A 16168-nucleotide genomic window follows, 5' to 3' on the forward strand; every position below is an offset into this window, starting at 1 on the left:
CCGCGGTGGCCAGGTCGTCGGGGGCGACGGGGGCGCCGGCCCCGAGGGTCCAGCCGGGTTGAGCGGCGGGCTCGGCGTCCCCGACGACCTGGCCACCGCGGACGTCCAGGCCCTGCGCGCGCTGGGCCGCGCGGAAGCCATCCGCTCCCCCTTCGTACGGCATGGCGTACGGGCAGGGCTCAAGGAGCTCGTCCCGCCGGCCGAGGCCGAGGCCCACGCCCGCACCTTGCTCGCCCCGCTGCGTCAGGCACCGAACGGCGAGGCGCTGACCGAGACCCTGCGCACCTGGCTCTCCCTGCACGGCAGTTGGGACCGTACGGCCACCGCCCAGGGCGTCCACCGCAACACGGTCCGCCAGCGCGTGGCCCGCTGCGCCGCGCTCCTGGACACGGACTTGGACGATCCGGATGTCCGTATGGAGCTGTGGTTCGCGTTGCGGGTGGGGCAGTGAGAGGCGCGGGTGGGGCAGCGAGTGGTGCGGGTGGGGCCTCGAGGGGCACATGCGCCGTCCACCGACCGGGACGCCGAGCCGCTCCCTCCGCCCTGAAGGCACAATGAACCCATGCCGATACCCAGCCGCGAAGCCCTCGTCGACCATCTCGTCCGTACGCGTATCGCCGGTGATGTCGCCACACCCCGCGAGAACAACCTGAGCCATTACCGCAAGCTCTCCAACGGCGACCGCCACTACTGGCTGGGAATCGACCTCGGCGACCGGTGGACCGACGAGCAGGACGTGCTCGCCGTGATGGCCGAGCGCTGCGGAGTGATCGACGATCCCGCGCACCGTCATGGTCAGGACACCATCGACCCCGAGCTGACCGTGGCGGGTCTCGAGCGGATGGCGGCGCGGCTGCGGAAGGCCGCCGATGCCGAGGAGCGTGTCCTCTTCGCGACCGGTCACCCCGGCTCGCTGCTCGATGTGCACCGGGCGACCGCCGAGGCGATGCGCCGCGCGGGCTGCGAGATCGTACGCATCCCCGGCGGGCTCGTGGCCGATGAGGGATATGTCTTCCAGTTCGCCGACATCGCGGTCTTCGAGCGGGGCGCCAGCATCTGGCACACCCACTCCCCCGAGCCGATGAACGCGATCCTCGACGCCCTGGAGCACGAGGGCAGTCCGCTGCCCGACCTCGTGGTCGCCGACCACGGCTGGGCCGGGCGGGCCGGGCAGCGCGGGATCGACTCGGTGGGTTACGCGGACTGCAACGACCCGGCCCTGTTCCTCGGCGAGGCCGAGGGCATCGTCCAGGTCACGGTCCCGCTCGACGACCACGTGCTCGACCCGCGGTTCTACGAGCCGATGACGGCGTTCCTCCTTGACGCGGCCGGTCTCGAGTAGCGCCGCACGCGGGGACCGAGGAACAGAGCCTCACGCGGGGGCCGTGGAACAGAGCCTCACGCGGAGTCCGTGGCCTCAGCGGGCGGTGTCGGATCGATGAACACCCGCCGCACCGCCGGGAACCGGGTCCGCAGCCGCCGTTCCGCCTCCTCGCAGGCCCACTCCACATCCGCGGCCGTGGACACATCGCGGAAGTCGGCCTTCGCCGCGATCAGGACCTCATGGGGACCCTGCACGAGCGTCACCAGGTCGACGACCTCCATCACATGCGGTACGGCGAGGAGTTCGGCCCGCACCTCGGCCCGCATCTCCGGCGGCAGCGAACGCCCGATCAGGTGCTCGGCGTTGCTGCGGCCCAGCTCCCAGGCCACCCACACCAGGAGTACGCCGATCAGGATCGACGCCACGCCGTCGTAGACCCCGGAGCCGGTGAGCTGGCCGCCGAGCAGGCCGCCGGCCGCGAGCGCGAGGCCGATCAGGGCGGCGATGTTCTCCAGGAGCACCGCCTTGACCGCCGTGTCCGGCGTCTCGCGCACATAGCGGCCGATCCGGGTGTGGAAGCGGGCCGCCTCGCCCTTCACCTGGCGCCAGGCGACAAGCAGCGAGTAGCCCTCCAGGAGGAAGGCGACGGCCAGGATGAGGTACGAGATCGTCGGATTGCCCGGCTCCTCGCCGTGCGTGAGCGTGTGGATCCCGTCGTACACGGCGAAGACCCCGCCGCCGACGAAGGTCGCGACGGCCGCGAGCAGTGCCCAGACATAGCGCCGGCCGCCGTAGCCGAGCGGATGCTCCTCGTCGGCCGGTTTCTCGCTGCTCTTGAGGGAGACGAGCAGCATCACCTCGGTGACCGTGTCGGCCAGCGAGTGCGCGGCCTCGGAGAGCATCGCGCTGGAACCGCTGATGATCCCGCCGACCGCCTTGGCCACGGCGATCCCGAGGTTGGTGAGAACGGCGACGATCACTGTCCCGACGGACTCGGATGACTCTCCGGTGGGCTCCAGCTCGCTCATGGAGTGACGTTATGTCCGATACGGGAGCACCGCACGGTGTCCGCCGCGAGCGAGCCCGCCGTGTGCGGAGGTCAGCGCGGTACCCGGACCACACCTTCCTGGATCACCGAGATCGCAAGCCGCCCGTCCTGCGTATAGATCCGCGCCTGCCCCAAGCCCCGTCCGCCGGAGGCCGACGGGGACTCCTGGTCGTAGAGGAGCCATTCGTCCGCGCGGAACGGACGGTGGAACCACATCGCGTGGTCGAGGGAGGCCCCGACCACATCGCCGACGGTCCAGCCGCCGCGGCCGTGCGCGAGCAGCACCGAGTCGAGCAGGGTCATGTCCGATACGTAAGTGGCGAGGCAGACGTGGAGCAGCGGGTCGTCGCCCAGCTTGCCGTTCGCGCGGAACCAGACCTGCGAGCGCGGCTCGCGCGGTTCGCCCACGGTCCCGTACGGAGGGGCCTGCACGTAGCGCAGATCGACCGCCCCGCGCTCCTTGATCATGCGGTCCACGATGCGCGGGTCCCGGAAGTTGTGCGCGTACCGCGGCAGCATCTCGGCCGCGGTCGGCAGTGTCTCGGGGTCGGGCGAGGCCGGCATCCCGGCCTGGTGCTCCAGACCTTCCTCGTACGCCTGGAAGGAGGCCGAGAGGTGGAAGATCGGCTTTCCGTGCTGGACCGCGACGACCCGGCGCGTGGTGAAGGAGCGGCCGTCGCGGATGCGGTCGACCTCGTACACGATCGGCGCGCCCGGATCGCCCGTGCGCAGGAAGTACGCGTGCAGCGAGTGTGCGTCACGCCCTTCGGGCACGGTGCGGCCCGCGGCGACCAGGGCCTGGGCGGCGACCTGCCCGCCGAAGACCCTGGGCACCAGTGCGGAGCGTGACTGGCCGCGGAAATAGTCCTGCTCGATCCGCTCCAGGTCGAGCAGATCGAGCAGGCCCTGCAGTTCGTCGTTCAAGACGGTATCCCGAAGCCCTGGTGTCCTAGAGACCCATGTCCTTCGCGATGATCGTCTTCATGACCTCGCTGGTGCCGCCGTAGATGCGGTTGACGCGGTTGTCCGCGTACAGGCGGGCGATCGGGTACTCGTTCATGAAGCCGTAGCCGCCGTGCAGCTGGAGGCAGCGGTCGATCACGCGGTGCGCGACCTCGGTGGCGAACAGCTTCGCGGACGCGGCCTCGGCGGCGGTCAGCTCGCCCTGGTCAAGCGCCTCGAGCGCGCGGTCGACGACGGCCTCGGCGGCGTCCACCTCGGCCTGGCAGGCGGCCAGTTCGAACTTGGTGTTCTGGAAGGACGCCACGGTCTTGCCGAAGACGGTGCGCTCCTGCACGTACTCCTTGGCGAACCGCACAGCGGCCTTGGCCTGCGCGTACGCACCGAAGGCGATGCCCCAGCGCTCGCTCGCGAGGTTCTTGCCGAGGTAGTAGAAGCCCTTGTTCTCCTCGCCCAGGAGATCCTCGACGGGGACCTCGACGTCGACGAACGCCAGCTCGGCGGTGTCGGAGGTCTTCAGGCCCAGCTTGTCGAGCTTGCGGCCGATCGAGTAGCCCGCGGACTTGGTGTCCACGGCGAACAGCGAGATGCCGAAGCGGCGGTCGTCCTCGCGCGGGGCGGAGGTACGGGCGCAGACGATCACGCGGTCGGCGTGCACGCCGCCGGTGATGAAGGTCTTGGCACCGTTGAGGACGTAGTGCGTACCGGCCTCGTTGAGCTTCGCGGTGGTCTTCATGCCGGCGACGTCGGAGCCGGTGCCCGGCTCGGTCATCGCGAGGGCCCACATCTCCTCGCCGGAGACGAACTTCGGCAGGTACTTCTTCTTCTGCTCGTCGGTGGCGAGCATCTCGATGTACGGAAGGCCGAGGAGCACGTGGACCCCGGAGCCGCCGAAGGAGACGCCGGCGCGGGCGGTCTCCTCGTACATCACGGCCTCGTACTTGTGCGACTCGATACCGGCGCCGCCGTACTCCTCGGGGACGCGGATACCGAAGACGCCCAGCTCACCGAGCTTGTAGTAGAAGTCGCGGGGGGCCTGACCGGCCGTGTACCACTCGTCGTAGACCGGGACGACCTCGTTCTCGATGAACGCGCGGATGGTCTCGCGGAACGCTTCGTGGTCCTCGGTGAATACGGTGCGGCGCACAGAGGTCTCCTTTTACGTCGGTGGGGCGCCCACATTCGACAAAGGGCCGCACCCTGGCTAAGCGCTTGCTCAGGTTACCGGCCAGTTGGCCCGCGCGTCCAGAGATGTGTGTCACGCACACGCGGTGCGCATTCAGGCAGCCGCTAAGAGGCCGCTGAAGCAAAGGCCCCCAGCGCCATCCGGTGCAGCAGCCCCGCCATCGCCGTACGCCCCGGCAGCGCGCCAGGGCGGCTCAGGTGCGGCGTCGAGTTCAGGAGGCCGAAGACCGAGTGCACGGACGCCCGCGCGTCCGCCTCCGACAAGGACGGATAGACCTTCCGTACGACCTCGACCCAGAGCTCCACGTACTGGCGCTGCAACTGGCGCACCAGCTTGCGGTCGCTGTCGCGCAGCCGGTCGAGCTCGCGGTCGTGCAGGGTGATCAGCGGGCGGTCGTCGAGGGCGAAGTCGATATGGCCCTCGATGAGCGAGTCGAGCAGCTCGGCGGGCGTGCCCTCCACCTCGGCCACGCGCCGCTTGCCGCCGGTGAGGAGCTGCTCGCTGATCCCGACGAGCAGCTCGGCGAGCATCGCGTCCTTGCCCGCGAAGTGCCGGTACAGGCCGGGTCCGCTGATGCCGACCGCGGCCCCTATCTCATCGACACCGACCCCGTGGAACCCGCGCTCGGCGAAGAGCCGCGCAGCCTCCTTGAGGATCTGCTCGCGGCGGGTCGCACCCGCGGTCGTCGTACTCATGAAGTCATTGTAGACAGCGCGGTTAGCGCTCGTTAACCTGGCGGAAATGGGTTAACGCTCATTAACCGAGCGGCTCATGGACAGAGCAAGGGGGCTCACCACGATGCAGCAGGCACCCGTACTGGGAAGCGGCGCCGATCCGGCGTCCGAGGCCTGGCGGTCGAACGAGGCGGCGCACCGCGCCCTCGTCGATGAGCTGCGGTCCAAGCTGGCCGCGGCCCGCCTGGGCGGCGGCGAGAAGGCCCGCGCCCGCCATGTCGCCCGCGGCAAGCTGCTGCCGCGCGACCGCGTCGACGGTCTGCTCGACCCGGGTTCACCGTTCCTCGAGCTGGCCCCGCTCGCCGCCGACGGCCTGTACGGCGGGGACGCCCCGGCCGCCGGGGTCATCGCCGGGATCGGCCGGGTCAGCGGCCGCACCTGTGTGGTCGTCGCCAATGACGCGACCGTCAAGGGCGGCACGTACTACCCGATGACGGTCAAGAAGCATCTGCGCGCACAGGCCGTGGCCCTGGAGAACCGCCTGCCCTGCGTCTACCTGGTCGACTCGGGCGGCGCCTTCCTGCCCATGCAGGACGAGGTCTTCCCCGACCGCGAGCACTTCGGGCGGATCTTCTACAACCAGGCCCGCATGTCCGGCGCGGGCATCCCGCAGATCGCCGCGGTCATGGGCTCGTGCACGGCGGGCGGCGCGTACGTCCCCGCGATGAGCGACGAGGCCGTGATCGTGCGCGACCAGGGCACGATCTTCCTGGGCGGTCCCCCGCTGGTGAAGGCCGCGACCGGTGAGGTCGTCACGGCCGAGGAGCTGGGCGGCGGCGAGGTGCACTCCCGTACGTCCGGTGTCACCGACCACCTCGCCGAGGACGACCCGCACGCGCTGCGCATCGTCCGCAACATCGTCGCCACGCTGCCCGAACCCGGCCCGTTCCCCTGGTCGTTGGAGCCCGCCGAGGAGCCGAAGGTCGATCCCTACGGGCTCTATGGCGCGGTCCCGGTCGATTCCCGCACTCCTTATGACGTACGCGAGGTCATCGCGCGGATCGTCGACGGCTCGCGTTTCCAGGAGTTCAAGTCCGAGTTCGGCACCACGCTCGTGACCGGCTTCGCGCGCATCCACGGCCACCCGGTCGGGATCGTCGCGAACAACGGGATCCTGTTCTCCGAATCCGCCCAGAAGGGCGCCCACTTCATCGAGCTGTGCGACCAGCGCGGCATCCCGCTGCTCTTCCTCCAGAACATCTCCGGCTTCATGGTCGGCCGCGACTACGAGGCGGGCGGTATCGCCAAGCACGGCGCCAAGATGGTCACAGCCGTCGCCTGTACGCGGGTGCCGAAGCTGACCGTCGTCGTCGGCGGCTCGTACGGCGCGGGCAACTACTCGATGTGCGGCCGGGCCTACTCGCCGCGCTTCATGTGGATGTGGCCCAACGCGAAGATCTCCGTCATGGGCGGCGAGCAGGCCGCCTCGGTGCTCGCGACCGTCAAGCGCGACCAGTTGGAGGGCCGCGGTCAGGAGTGGTCGGCCGAGGACGAGGACACGTTCAAGGCGCCGATCCGCGAGCAGTACGAGTCCCAGGGGAATGCTTACTACGCCACGGCCCGCCTCTGGGACGACGGTGTGATCGACCCGCTCGAGACCCGCCAGGTCCTGGGTCTGGCCCTGACCGCCTGCGCCCACGCGCCGCTCGGTGACCCCGAGTTCGGCGTCTTCCGGATGTGAGGGGCGAACACGAGATGGCTGAGATGACGATGTTCGACACAGTGCTCGTCGCGAACCGCGGCGAGATCGCGGTCCGTGTGATCCGCACCCTGCGCGCCCTCGGGATCCGCTCGGTCGCGGTGTACAGCGACGCCGACGCGGAGGCCCGCCACGTACGGGAGGCCGATACGGCGGTACGGATCGGTCCGCCCGCCGCGTCCGAGTCGTATCTGCGGGTGGACGCCCTGATCGAGGCGGCCCGGCGCACCGGCGCGCAGGCCGTGCACCCCGGCTACGGCTTCCTCGCCGAGAACGCGGGCTTCGCGCAGGCGTGCGCGGACGCCGGTCTGGTCTTCATCGGGCCGCCGGCCTCCGCGATCGACCTCATGGGCGACAAGATCCGCGCCAAGGAGACGGTGAAGGCGGCCGGAGTCCCGGTCGTGCCCGGCTCCTCGGGCAGCGGGCTGAGCGATACCCAACTCGCGGACGCCGCACGGGAGATCGGAGTCCCGGTCCTCCTCAAGCCGTCCGCGGGCGGTGGCGGCAAGGGCATGCGGCTCGTACGCGACCTCGGCGTGCTCGACGAGGAGATCGCCGCGGCCCGGCGCGAGGCACGCGCCTCCTTCGGCGACGACACCCTCCTCGTCGAGCGGTGGGTGGACCGGCCCCGGCATATCGAGATCCAGGTGCTCGCCGACGGCCACGGCAATGTGGTGCACCTCGGCGAGCGCGAGTGCTCGCTGCAGCGCCGCCACCAGAAGGTCATCGAGGAGGCACCCAGCGTCCTGCTCGACGAGGAGATCCGGGCCGCGATGGGCGAGGCGGCCGTACAGGCCGCGCGCTCCTGCGGCTACTCGGGCGCGGGCACGGTCGAGTTCATCGTGCCGGGCGGCGATCCGTCCTCGTACTACTTCATGGAGATGAATACGCGTCTCCAGGTCGAGCACCCCGTCACCGAGCTGATCACCGGGATCGACCTGGTGGAGTGGCAGGTCAGGGTCGCGTCGGGCGAGCAACTCCCGTTCGTGCAGGACGACATCACGCTCACCGGGCACGCGGTCGAGGCGCGCATCTGTGCCGAGGACCCGGCGCGCGGCTTCCTGCCGTCGGGTGGCACTGTCCTCTCCCTGCACGAGCCACAGGGGAACGGTGTCCGCACGGACTCCGGTCTGTCCCGGGGCACCGAGGTCGGCAGCCTCTACGACCCGATGCTGTCCAAGGTCATCGCGTACGGGCCGGACCGCGCGAGCGCCCTGCGCAAGCTGAGGGGCGCGCTGGCCGACACGGTCACGCTCGGCGTGCAGACCAACGCCGGGTTCCTGCGCAGGCTCCTCGCCCACCCGGACGTGGTGTCCGGCGAGATGGACACGGGTCTGGTCGAGCGCGAGGTCGACGGTCTGGTCGACGCGTCCGTACCGGACGAGGTGTACGAGGCGGCGGCGCTGCTGCGCCAGGCCTCGCTCGAGCCCGCCACGACCGGCTGGACCGACCCGTTCGACGTGCCCAGCGGCTGGCGCATGGGCGGCACACCGGCCGAGGTCACCCACCACCTGAGGGTGTCCGGCCAGGACCCGGTGTCCCGGCCCGTACGCGGCCGTCTCATCGACCGCACCGAGGAGCGCCTCACCCTCGAACTCGACGGCCTCACCCACACGTTCACCTACGCCGGCGACTGGCTCGGACGCGACGGCGACGCCTGGCACGTCCAGTCGTACGACCCCGTGGAGGCCTCCCTCACGGGGGCCGCCCACGCAGGCGCCGACACGCTCGCCGCCCCCATGCCCGGCACCGTGACCGTGGTGAAGGCGGCGGTCGGGGACGAGGTGGCGGCCGGGCAGAGCCTGCTGGTCGTCGAGGCGATGAAGATGGAGCACGTCATCGCCGCCCCGCACGCCGGCACCGTCACCGAACTCGACGTCACGCCCGGTACGACCGTCGCGATGGACCAGATCCTCGCGGTGGTCACCCCGCACGTGGAGGAGCAGTCATGACGGACCTGCCCATGGTCGTCCCGGCCCAGGAGCTCCCGCCCCGCGTCCGCATCCACGAGGTCGGGGCGCGCGACGGGCTGCAGAACGAGAAGGCGACCGTACCGACCGAGATCAAGGCGGAGTTCATCCGCCGCCTGGCCGCCGCCGGCCTCACCACCATCGAGGCGACCAGCTTCGTGCACCCCAAGTGGGTGCCCCAACTGGCCGACGCGGAGGCCCTGTTCCCGCAGATCAGCGGGATCGAGGGAGTCGACCTCCCGGTGCTCGTGCCCAACGAGCGGGGCCTCGACCGCGCCCTTGAGCTCGGCGCCCGCCGTATCGCCGTCTTCGGTTCGGCGACCGAGACCTTCTCGCAGAAGAACCTCAACCGGTCGGTCGCCGAGTCGCTCACGATGTTCGAGCCGGTGATCGCCCGCGCGAAAGCCGACAAGGTGCACGTCCGCGGCTATCTGTCGATGTGCTTCGGCGACCCGTGGGAGGGCGCCGTCCCGGTCCACCAAGTCGTCGGTACGGCCAAGGCGTTGCTCGACCTCGGCTGCGACGAGCTGAGCCTCGGCGACACCATCGGCGTCGCGACCCCCGGCCACGTACAGGCGCTGCTCGCCGCGCTCAACGAGGCGGGCGTGCCCACCGGCGCCATCGGCGTGCACTTCCACGACACGTACGGACAGGCGCTCTCCAACACCCTCGCCGCGCTCAAGCACGGCGTCACCACGGTGGACGCGTCCGCGGGCGGCCTCGGCGGCTGCCCGTACGCGAAGAGCGCCACCGGCAATCTGGCCACCGAGGATCTCGTGTGGATGCTCGACGGCCTCGGCATCGAGACCGGGGTCGACCTGGCCGCGCTCACCGCCACAAGCGTGTGGCTGGCCGAACAGCTGGGCCGTCCCAGCCCCTCCCGCACCGTCCGCGCGCTCTCCCACAAGGACTGAGCCCGTCTCTCACCTGGAGTGATCAGGGATGACCCTGGACCACCGGCTGTCCGCCGAACACGAGGAACTCCGCCGTACCGTCGAGGAGTTCGCGCACGACGTCGTCGCCCCGAAGATCGGCGACTTCTACGAGCGGCATGAATTCCCGTACGAGATCGTCCGCGAGATGGGCCGTATGGGCCTGTTCGGACTGCCCTTCCCCGAGGAGTACGGCGGGATGGGCGGCGACTACCTGGCGCTCGGGATCGCCCTGGAGGAGCTGGCCCGCGTCGACTCCTCGGTGGCGATCACCCTGGAGGCCGGTGTCTCGCTCGGCGCGATGCCGCTCCACCTGTACGGGACCGAGGAGCAGAAGCGGCAGTGGCTGCCGAAGCTGTGCAGCGGCGAGATGCTCGGCGCGTTCGGCCTGACCGAGCCGGGCGCCGGCTCGGACGCGGGCGGTACGCGCACGACGGCCGTGCTCGACGAGGCGACCGGCGAATGGGTGATCAACGGCAGCAAGTGCTTCATCACCAACTCCGGCACCGACATCACGGGTCTGGTCACGGTCACCGCGGTGACGGGTCGTACGGACGCGGGCAAGCCGCTGATCTCCTCGATCATCGTGCCGTCCGGCACCCCCGGCTTCACCGTCGCCGCCCCGTACTCCAAGGTCGGCTGGAACGCCTCGGACACCCGCGAGCTCTCCTTCGCCGACGTGCGCGTCCCGCGCGCCAACCTGCTCGGTGAACTCGGCCGCGGATACGCCCAGTTCCTGCGGATCCTCGACGAGGGCCGGATCGCCATCTCGGCGCTCGCGACCGGGCTCGCGCAGGGCTGTGTGGACGAGTCGGTGAAGTACGCGAAGGAGCGGCACGCGTTCGGCAAGCCGATCGGCGCGAACCAGGCCATCCAGTTCAAGCTCGCCGACATGGAGATGAAGGCCCACACGGCCCGCCTCGCCTGGCGCGACGCGGCCTCCCGTCTCGTGCACGGGGAGTCCTTCAAGAAGGAGGCGGCGCTCGCCAAGCTCTACTCGTCGACGATCGCCGTGGACAACGCCCGTGAGGCCACGCAGATCCACGGCGGATACGGGTTCATGAACGAGTTCCCGGTAGCCCGGATGTGGCGCGACTCCAAGATCCTGGAGATCGGCGAGGGCACGAGCGAGGTGCAGCGGATGCTGATCGCGCGGGAGCTGGGGCTGGTCGGCTGAGCCCGGGGGCGAGTCGGGAGCGGACCTTAGGTTAGGTTAGCCTAAGGTCCAAGATTCACAGTGGATCCGCGGTCCGCTCCCCGCCCGTCCCGAGAAGGCAGAAAAGCATGTCCCACCCCAAGATGTCCCGGCTCTCCCGGCGTGGCCTCCTCGCCGCCGGCGGCGCCGCCGGCCTCGGCGCGCTGCTCGTCGCCTGCGGTGACGACAAGGGCTCGAAGAAGGACGGCGGTTCGGAGCAGGCGGCCGGCTCCGGCCCCTGGTCGTTCAAGGACGACCGCGGCACCGAGCTGAAGGCGGACAAGAAGCCGTCGAACATCGTGGCCTTCACCGGCACCGCCGCCGCGCTCCACGACTACGGGATCCAGGTCAAGGGCGTCTTCGGCCCGACCGAGACGAGCGACGGCAAGCCCGACGTCCAGGCCGGCGACATGGACATCAGCAAGGTCGAGATCATCGGCAACGCGTACGACAAGTTCAGCGTCGAGAAGTACGCGTCCCTGAACCCGGACCTCCTGATCACGGACATGTGGATCAAGGACCAGCTCTGGTACATCAGCGGCACCGCGGCCGAGAAGAAGATCCTCCAGCTCGAGGTGCCGACCGCCGCCCTGTGGGCCGCCGAGACCACCATGGACAAGGCCCTGGCCCGCCGCCTCGGCCTCGCCGTCTCGCTCGGCGCCGACGCCGAGGACAAGAAGGTCACCGACGCCAAGGCCGCCTTCGAGAAGGCCGCGGCCCGGCTGCGCTCGGCCGCCAAGGCCAACCCGGACATCACGGTCATGATCGGCTCGGGCTCCGCCGATCTGTTCTACGTCACGCTCGCCGAAACCGCCGCGGACACCGCGTACTTCGAGAGCCTCGGCGTGAAGTTCGTGAAGCCGAAGGTGAACACGCAGGGCTTCTTCGAGGAGCTCAGCTGGGAGAACGTCGACAAGTACAAGGCCGACGTGATCATGATGGACAACCGCACGGGCACCCTGCAGCCGGCCGACCTGGACAAGTCCAAGCCGACCTGGAAGCAGCTCCCCGCGGTCAAGGCGGGTCAGGTCATCCCGCGCGTGACCGAGCCGATCTACTCGTACGCGAAGTGCGCGCCGGTCCTCGACGACCTGGCGACGGCGATCGAGAACGCGAAGAAGGTCACCAAGTGACCTTCCGTCTCTTCGGACTCGAAGTCATACGGACCGAGCGGCTCTCCCCGTCCATGGCGCGTGTCACGTTCGTCGGATACGGCGAGGACGCGGGTCTGACCGGCTTCCGCTCCGGCGGCCGCGACCAGTCCTGCTCGCTGTTCCTGCCCCTGCCGGGCCAGAGCGAGCCGGTGCTCCCGCCCGAGCAGGAGCCGGGTGCCTGGTACATGGCGTACCGCTCGATGCCCGACGACGAGCGCGCCGTGATGCGCTCGTACACGGTGCGGGCCCAGCGCCCCGAGGCGGGCGAGGTCGACATCGACTTCGCGCTGCACACCGACGGCGGGCCCGCCTGCGTCTGGGCCGAGAAGGCAGCGCCCGGTGACCGGGTGAAGGTGCTCGGTCCTGCGGACGCCGACAACACGGGCGTACGGTTCAAGCTCCCCGACTCGGCTCCCTGGGTGCTGCTGTGGGCCGACGAGACGGCGCTCCCGGCCGCGTCCGCGGTCCTGGAGTCGCTGCCGGCCGAACTTCCGGTCCGCGCGTTCTTCGAAGTCCCGTACGCCGCGGATGAGTTGGCGCTCGAGACGGCCGCGGACCTCAAGGCGGCCTGGCTCGCGCGGGAGAGCGGCGCGAACGCTCTCGACGCGATCCGGGAGGCCGCCGATCTGCCCGACGGAGCCCCGTACATCTGGCTCGCGGGCGAGGCGGGCGCGATGAAGCTGATCCGCCGCCACCTCATCAACGACCGCGGCTACGACCGCCGTTCGGTGAGCTTCACGGGCTACTGGCGCCAGGGTGCCAGCGAGGACCGGCTGCGCGACGAGGCGGCCGCCGGGGTCACCGAAGAGGACTGACCCACAAAGACGTCCGGCGCCCCGGGAGACGGTCCTCCCGGGGCGCCGGCATGTTCACTGTGCTGTCAGAGTGCTCAACTCGCCGGCCAGGGCACCTTCGGCGACTTGTAGTACTCCATACCGAGCGCGTCCCAGCGCGGCCCGTGCGCCGCGAGCCGCTCCTTGTACGCCTCCCAGTCATGCGTGGACGCCGGCGACCAGCCGAGCTCCGCGATCCCCGGCAGTCGCGGGAACGCCATGAACTCGATATGCGCACTGGTCGAGATGGTCTCCGACCACAGCGGCGCCTCGACGCCGAAGACCGACGACTCCGGCGCCCCGGTCAGATACGTCCCCGGGTCCCAGTCGTAGGACCGGTCCACCTCGACAAGACCCGCCCAGGCCAGGCCCAGCGGGGTGTCCTTGGTGTACTTCATGTCGAGATACGAGCGGTCCGCCGGCGAGAGCACCAGCTTGGTGCCCTTCTTCGCCGCCGCCACCACCTGATCGCGCTCGGCCTGCCCGGTCTGGTCGTAGCCCCAGTACTGGGCGATGGCGCCTTCCGCCGGGTTCCCGCCGGTCAGCTGGTGCCAGCCCATCACCGTCTTGCCGTACTTGGCGACGATCGGCTGCACGCGGTCCATGAACTTCACGTAGTCCTCGTGCGGCGTGGAGTGCGCCTCGTCCCCGCCGATGTGGAAGTACTTGCCGGGGGTGATGGCCGCGATCTCACGGATCACGTCGTCCACGAAGTCGTACGTGACCTCCTTGGGCACGCAGAGCGAGCTGAAGCCGACGTTCGTGCCCGTGTAGAGCGGCGGTGCGACCCCGTCGCAGTTCAGCTCGGCGTACGAGGCGAGCGCCGCGTTGGTGTGGCCGGGCATGTCGATCTCGGGGATGACCTCGAGATAGCGCTCGGAGGCGTAGCGCACGATGTCCTTGTACTGGGCCTTGGTGTAGTAACCGCCCTTGCCGCCGCCGACCTGCGTGGACCCGCCGTACTCGGCCAGGCGCGGCCAGGAGTCGATGGCGATCCGCCAGCCCTGGTCGTCGCTGATGTGCAGATGCAGCTTGTTGACCTTGTACATCGCCATCTGGTCGATGTAGCGCTTGACTTGGTCGACGGTGAAGAAGTGCCGTGACACATCGAGCATGGCCCCGCGGTACGCGAACCGCGGCGTGTCCTCGATCCGTCCGCCCGCGACCTTCCACGGACCCTTCTGCACGCTGTCCGACTCGATCCGCGGCGGCAGCTGCTGGCGCAGCGTCTGCACGCCGTGGAACAGTCCGGCGGGCTCCTTGGCGGTGATGGTGACGCCGCCCCTGCCTGACTCGAACCGGTAGCCCTCCGGCCCCAATTCCCTTGCCTTACGGGAGAGTTCGAGCCTGATTCCGTCGCGCCCGCCCTCGTCGGTGACCGGCAGCCGGTAGCCCGTCGAGGGCCTCAGCACCTGGGCCAGCTGCTCGCCGATCCGCCGCGCCTCGCGCGAATCGTCCGCGACGCGGATCCGGGTGCGGGCGGTGATCTCGTACGGCGATCCACCGGCGTCGACCTCGGCCGGAGCGGGGATCACCTGGCCGAGCGGCACGACGGCCGGCGCCGCCTTCGCCTCGCCGGCCGGGGCCGCCCCGACACAGGAGATCCCGACCACCGCCACGAGCAGCAGCGAGCCGAGCAGCCTGGGGGTTGTCCATTGCTGTCTCACAAGTCTGTTTCCCTTCGGCGGGGTGTGGTCCAGTCCTGTGCGCAGTCGAACGGTCACCATGCGTACCGCGCCCCACTCTGACGGTCAAGGTGTAGACCACTTGGACAGCCGTGGCGATGGGCAACTCGGCCCGCGCCCCGGAGCCGGGCCGACCCCTGATGCAGAATCAATGGCATGGCGGAAATCATCCAGCGCGACGGGACCTGGACCTTCGACGGCGACACGCTCCGGCTCGTGCCCGGACACGACAAGAACGTCGGGCTGCTCCGCAAGACGCTGGGTGAACTGGAAGTCCCCGTACAGGCGTTGGCGGGGATCTCCTTCGAGCACGGCAAGAAGCAGGGCCGGCTCAGGCTCCGTCTGCGCGAGGGCTCCGATCCGCTGACCCACGTCACGGGCGGCAAGCTGGCGGACGCGGCCGATCCGTATCAGCTGACCGTGGACGCGGACCGCTACGGCGTCGCCGAGTACTTCGTGGACGAGGTGCGCAACGCCCATCTCATCGAGCAGGTCCCGACGGACCCCTGCACCGCCTATCTGCTCTCAGGGCCGCCCGTCCCGCTCTCCGTGAGCGCCGGGGACGGCACCGCGAGTTTCGACGGTGAGCGCGTCCGCCTCGAATGGAAGTGGAACACCGAGGAGGCCAAGGCCGCCTCGGGCACCCGCACCCTCGCCCTGGACGACATCGAGTCCGTCGAGTGGCAGCCCTCGGCCGGCCTGGAGAACGGCTACCTCCGCTTCAAGGTCAGGAACGCCTCGACGAAGGCCCCGCCGAAGTACGACCCGAACGCGATCGAGCTCTGGGGCTTCAAGAAGGACCCCTTGATGTCCCTGATCGCCGCCGCCGTACAGGCCCGCCTGCCCCATCCGACGGCGGAGACCTCGCCCGCGGAGCCGCAGAAGTCACTGACCGCGGCACCCGCCCCGACCGCCGACGATCATGACGCACTCCTGCGCCGCCTGCGCGAACTGGGTGAACTTCACCAGGCCGGAATCCTCACGGACGAGGAGTTCACGATGGCCAAGCAGGCGGTTTTGCGTCGTATGTAGGTATCGCCCCCGGTTTCAGGAAGGCCCAGGGCGGGGAAAAATCCATTCCCTGCCCGAAACCGGGCAGATTTCTTGCGGACACGGCCTCGTTCCCCCAGGATCTTGCGAATGCACGACGACCTCGTTGATCACCTCACGCGCAGCACCCCGCTCCAGCGGGGCGAGGCTCTGCGGGTGATCCAGGACGTGCTCGCGTACTTCGACGAGACGACCGAGGACTTCGTCCGTCGCCGCCACCGCGAACTCCAGAGTCAGGGCCTGGTGAACGCGGCGATCTTCGAACAGATCTCGGCGGACCTGACCTACCGCGCGGTCGCACCCCCGGAGCTCTCGCTCCGCCAGTTGCGCCGCATCGTCTACGGCTAGACCGAGAGCCGGCAGACACCGAAAGCCAGAACCCGAAAGCCAGAGGACCC

The 16168-nt window shown here is 69.8% G+C and carries 15 protein-coding genes; 10 read left to right on the forward strand and 5 right to left on the reverse strand.

Annotated features, from left to right (window positions below; translation table 11 throughout):
• Both ABT367_RS14390 and ABT367_RS14395 read left to right on the forward strand, forming a co-directional pair.
• Window positions 1–451 (forward strand): helix-turn-helix domain-containing protein (locus tag ABT367_RS14390; protein WP_352253093.1); only part of this gene is annotated, 451 nt, incomplete at its 5' end.
• 111 nt (window positions 452–562) lie between these two features.
• Window positions 563–1342 (forward strand): phosphatase, encoded by a 780-nt coding sequence (locus ABT367_RS14395; RefSeq protein WP_352253095.1) that lies wholly within the window; start codon window positions 563–565, stop codon window positions 1340–1342.
• 56 nt (window positions 1343–1398) lie between these two features.
• On the opposite strand, the gene ABT367_RS14400 is transcribed toward ABT367_RS14395, so the two are convergent.
• From ABT367_RS14400 to ABT367_RS14415, 4 genes are all read right to left on the reverse strand, one after another.
• Window positions 1399–2352 (reverse strand): cation diffusion facilitator family transporter, encoded by a 954-nt coding sequence (locus ABT367_RS14400; protein ID WP_352253097.1) that lies wholly within the window; start codon window positions 2350–2352, stop codon window positions 1399–1401.
• A gap of 71 nt (window positions 2353–2423) precedes the next feature.
• Window positions 2424–3296, reverse strand: coding sequence for an acyl-CoA thioesterase II (gene tesB, locus ABT367_RS14405; protein ID WP_352253099.1), 873 nt, complete (start codon window positions 3294–3296; stop codon window positions 2424–2426).
• Between the two features lie 25 nt (window positions 3297–3321).
• Window positions 3322–4479 (reverse strand): acyl-CoA dehydrogenase family protein, encoded by a 1158-nt coding sequence (locus ABT367_RS14410; protein ID WP_352253101.1) that lies wholly within the window; start codon window positions 4477–4479, stop codon window positions 3322–3324.
• A gap of 143 nt (window positions 4480–4622) precedes the next feature.
• Complete coding sequence (locus ABT367_RS14415; protein WP_352253103.1) at window positions 4623–5213, reverse strand: SACE_7040 family transcriptional regulator; 591 nt, start codon at window positions 5211–5213, stop codon at window positions 4623–4625.
• Window positions 5214–5316: 103 nt separating this feature from the next.
• On the opposite strand from ABT367_RS14415, the gene ABT367_RS14420 reads away from it, so the two are divergent.
• From ABT367_RS14420 to ABT367_RS14445, 6 genes are all read left to right on the forward strand, one after another.
• Window positions 5317–6933 (forward strand): carboxyl transferase domain-containing protein, encoded by a 1617-nt coding sequence (locus tag ABT367_RS14420; protein ID WP_165334428.1) that lies wholly within the window; start codon window positions 5317–5319, stop codon window positions 6931–6933.
• A 23-nt stretch (window positions 6934–6956) separates the two neighbouring features.
• Window positions 6957–8903, forward strand: coding sequence for an acetyl/propionyl/methylcrotonyl-CoA carboxylase subunit alpha (locus ABT367_RS14425; protein ID WP_352253215.1), 1947 nt, complete (start codon window positions 6957–6959; stop codon window positions 8901–8903).
• On the forward strand, window positions 8900–9835 hold the full coding sequence (locus ABT367_RS14430; RefSeq protein WP_352253105.1) for a hydroxymethylglutaryl-CoA lyase: 936 nt from the start codon (window positions 8900–8902) through the stop codon (window positions 9833–9835). The genes ABT367_RS14425 and ABT367_RS14430 overlap by 4 nt, the downstream gene beginning before the upstream one ends.
• A gap of 28 nt (window positions 9836–9863) precedes the next feature.
• Entirely contained in the window at window positions 9864–11030 is a 1167-nt protein-coding gene (locus ABT367_RS14435) for an acyl-CoA dehydrogenase family protein (protein WP_352253107.1), read from the forward strand.
• A gap of 107 nt (window positions 11031–11137) precedes the next feature.
• A complete protein-coding gene (locus tag ABT367_RS14440; RefSeq protein ID WP_352253109.1) occupies window positions 11138–12181 on the forward strand; it encodes an ABC transporter substrate-binding protein in 1044 nt (347 codons plus the stop codon).
• Window positions 12178–13017, forward strand: coding sequence for a siderophore-interacting protein (locus ABT367_RS14445; protein WP_352253111.1), 840 nt, complete (start codon window positions 12178–12180; stop codon window positions 13015–13017). Before ABT367_RS14440 ends, ABT367_RS14445 begins: the two co-directional genes overlap by 4 nt.
• Window positions 13018–13091: 74 nt before the next feature.
• Here ABT367_RS14445 and ABT367_RS14450 read toward each other — a convergent pair whose 3' ends face one another.
• Window positions 13092–14702 carry a beta-N-acetylhexosaminidase gene (locus tag ABT367_RS14450; protein WP_352253113.1) on the reverse strand — a complete coding sequence of 537 codons (1611 nt, stop codon included), beginning with the start codon at window positions 14700–14702 and terminating at the stop codon, window positions 13092–13094.
• A gap of 174 nt (window positions 14703–14876) precedes the next feature.
• On the opposite strand from ABT367_RS14450, the gene ABT367_RS14455 reads away from it, so the two are divergent.
• On the forward strand, window positions 14877–15752 hold the full coding sequence (locus ABT367_RS14455; RefSeq protein ID WP_352253115.1) for a DUF4429 domain-containing protein: 876 nt from the start codon (window positions 14877–14879) through the stop codon (window positions 15750–15752).
• Window positions 15753–15860: 108 nt separating this feature from the next.
• Window positions 15861–16118, forward strand: a complete 258-nt coding sequence (locus ABT367_RS14460) for a hypothetical protein (protein WP_352253117.1) — start codon at window positions 15861–15863, stop codon at window positions 16116–16118.
• Window positions 16119–16168 lie beyond the last annotated feature (50 nt).

This window comes from Streptomyces mesophilus (genome assembly GCF_040300965.1).
Classification (GTDB): Bacteria; Actinomycetota; Actinomycetes; order Streptomycetales; family Streptomycetaceae; genus Streptomyces; species Streptomyces mesophilus_A.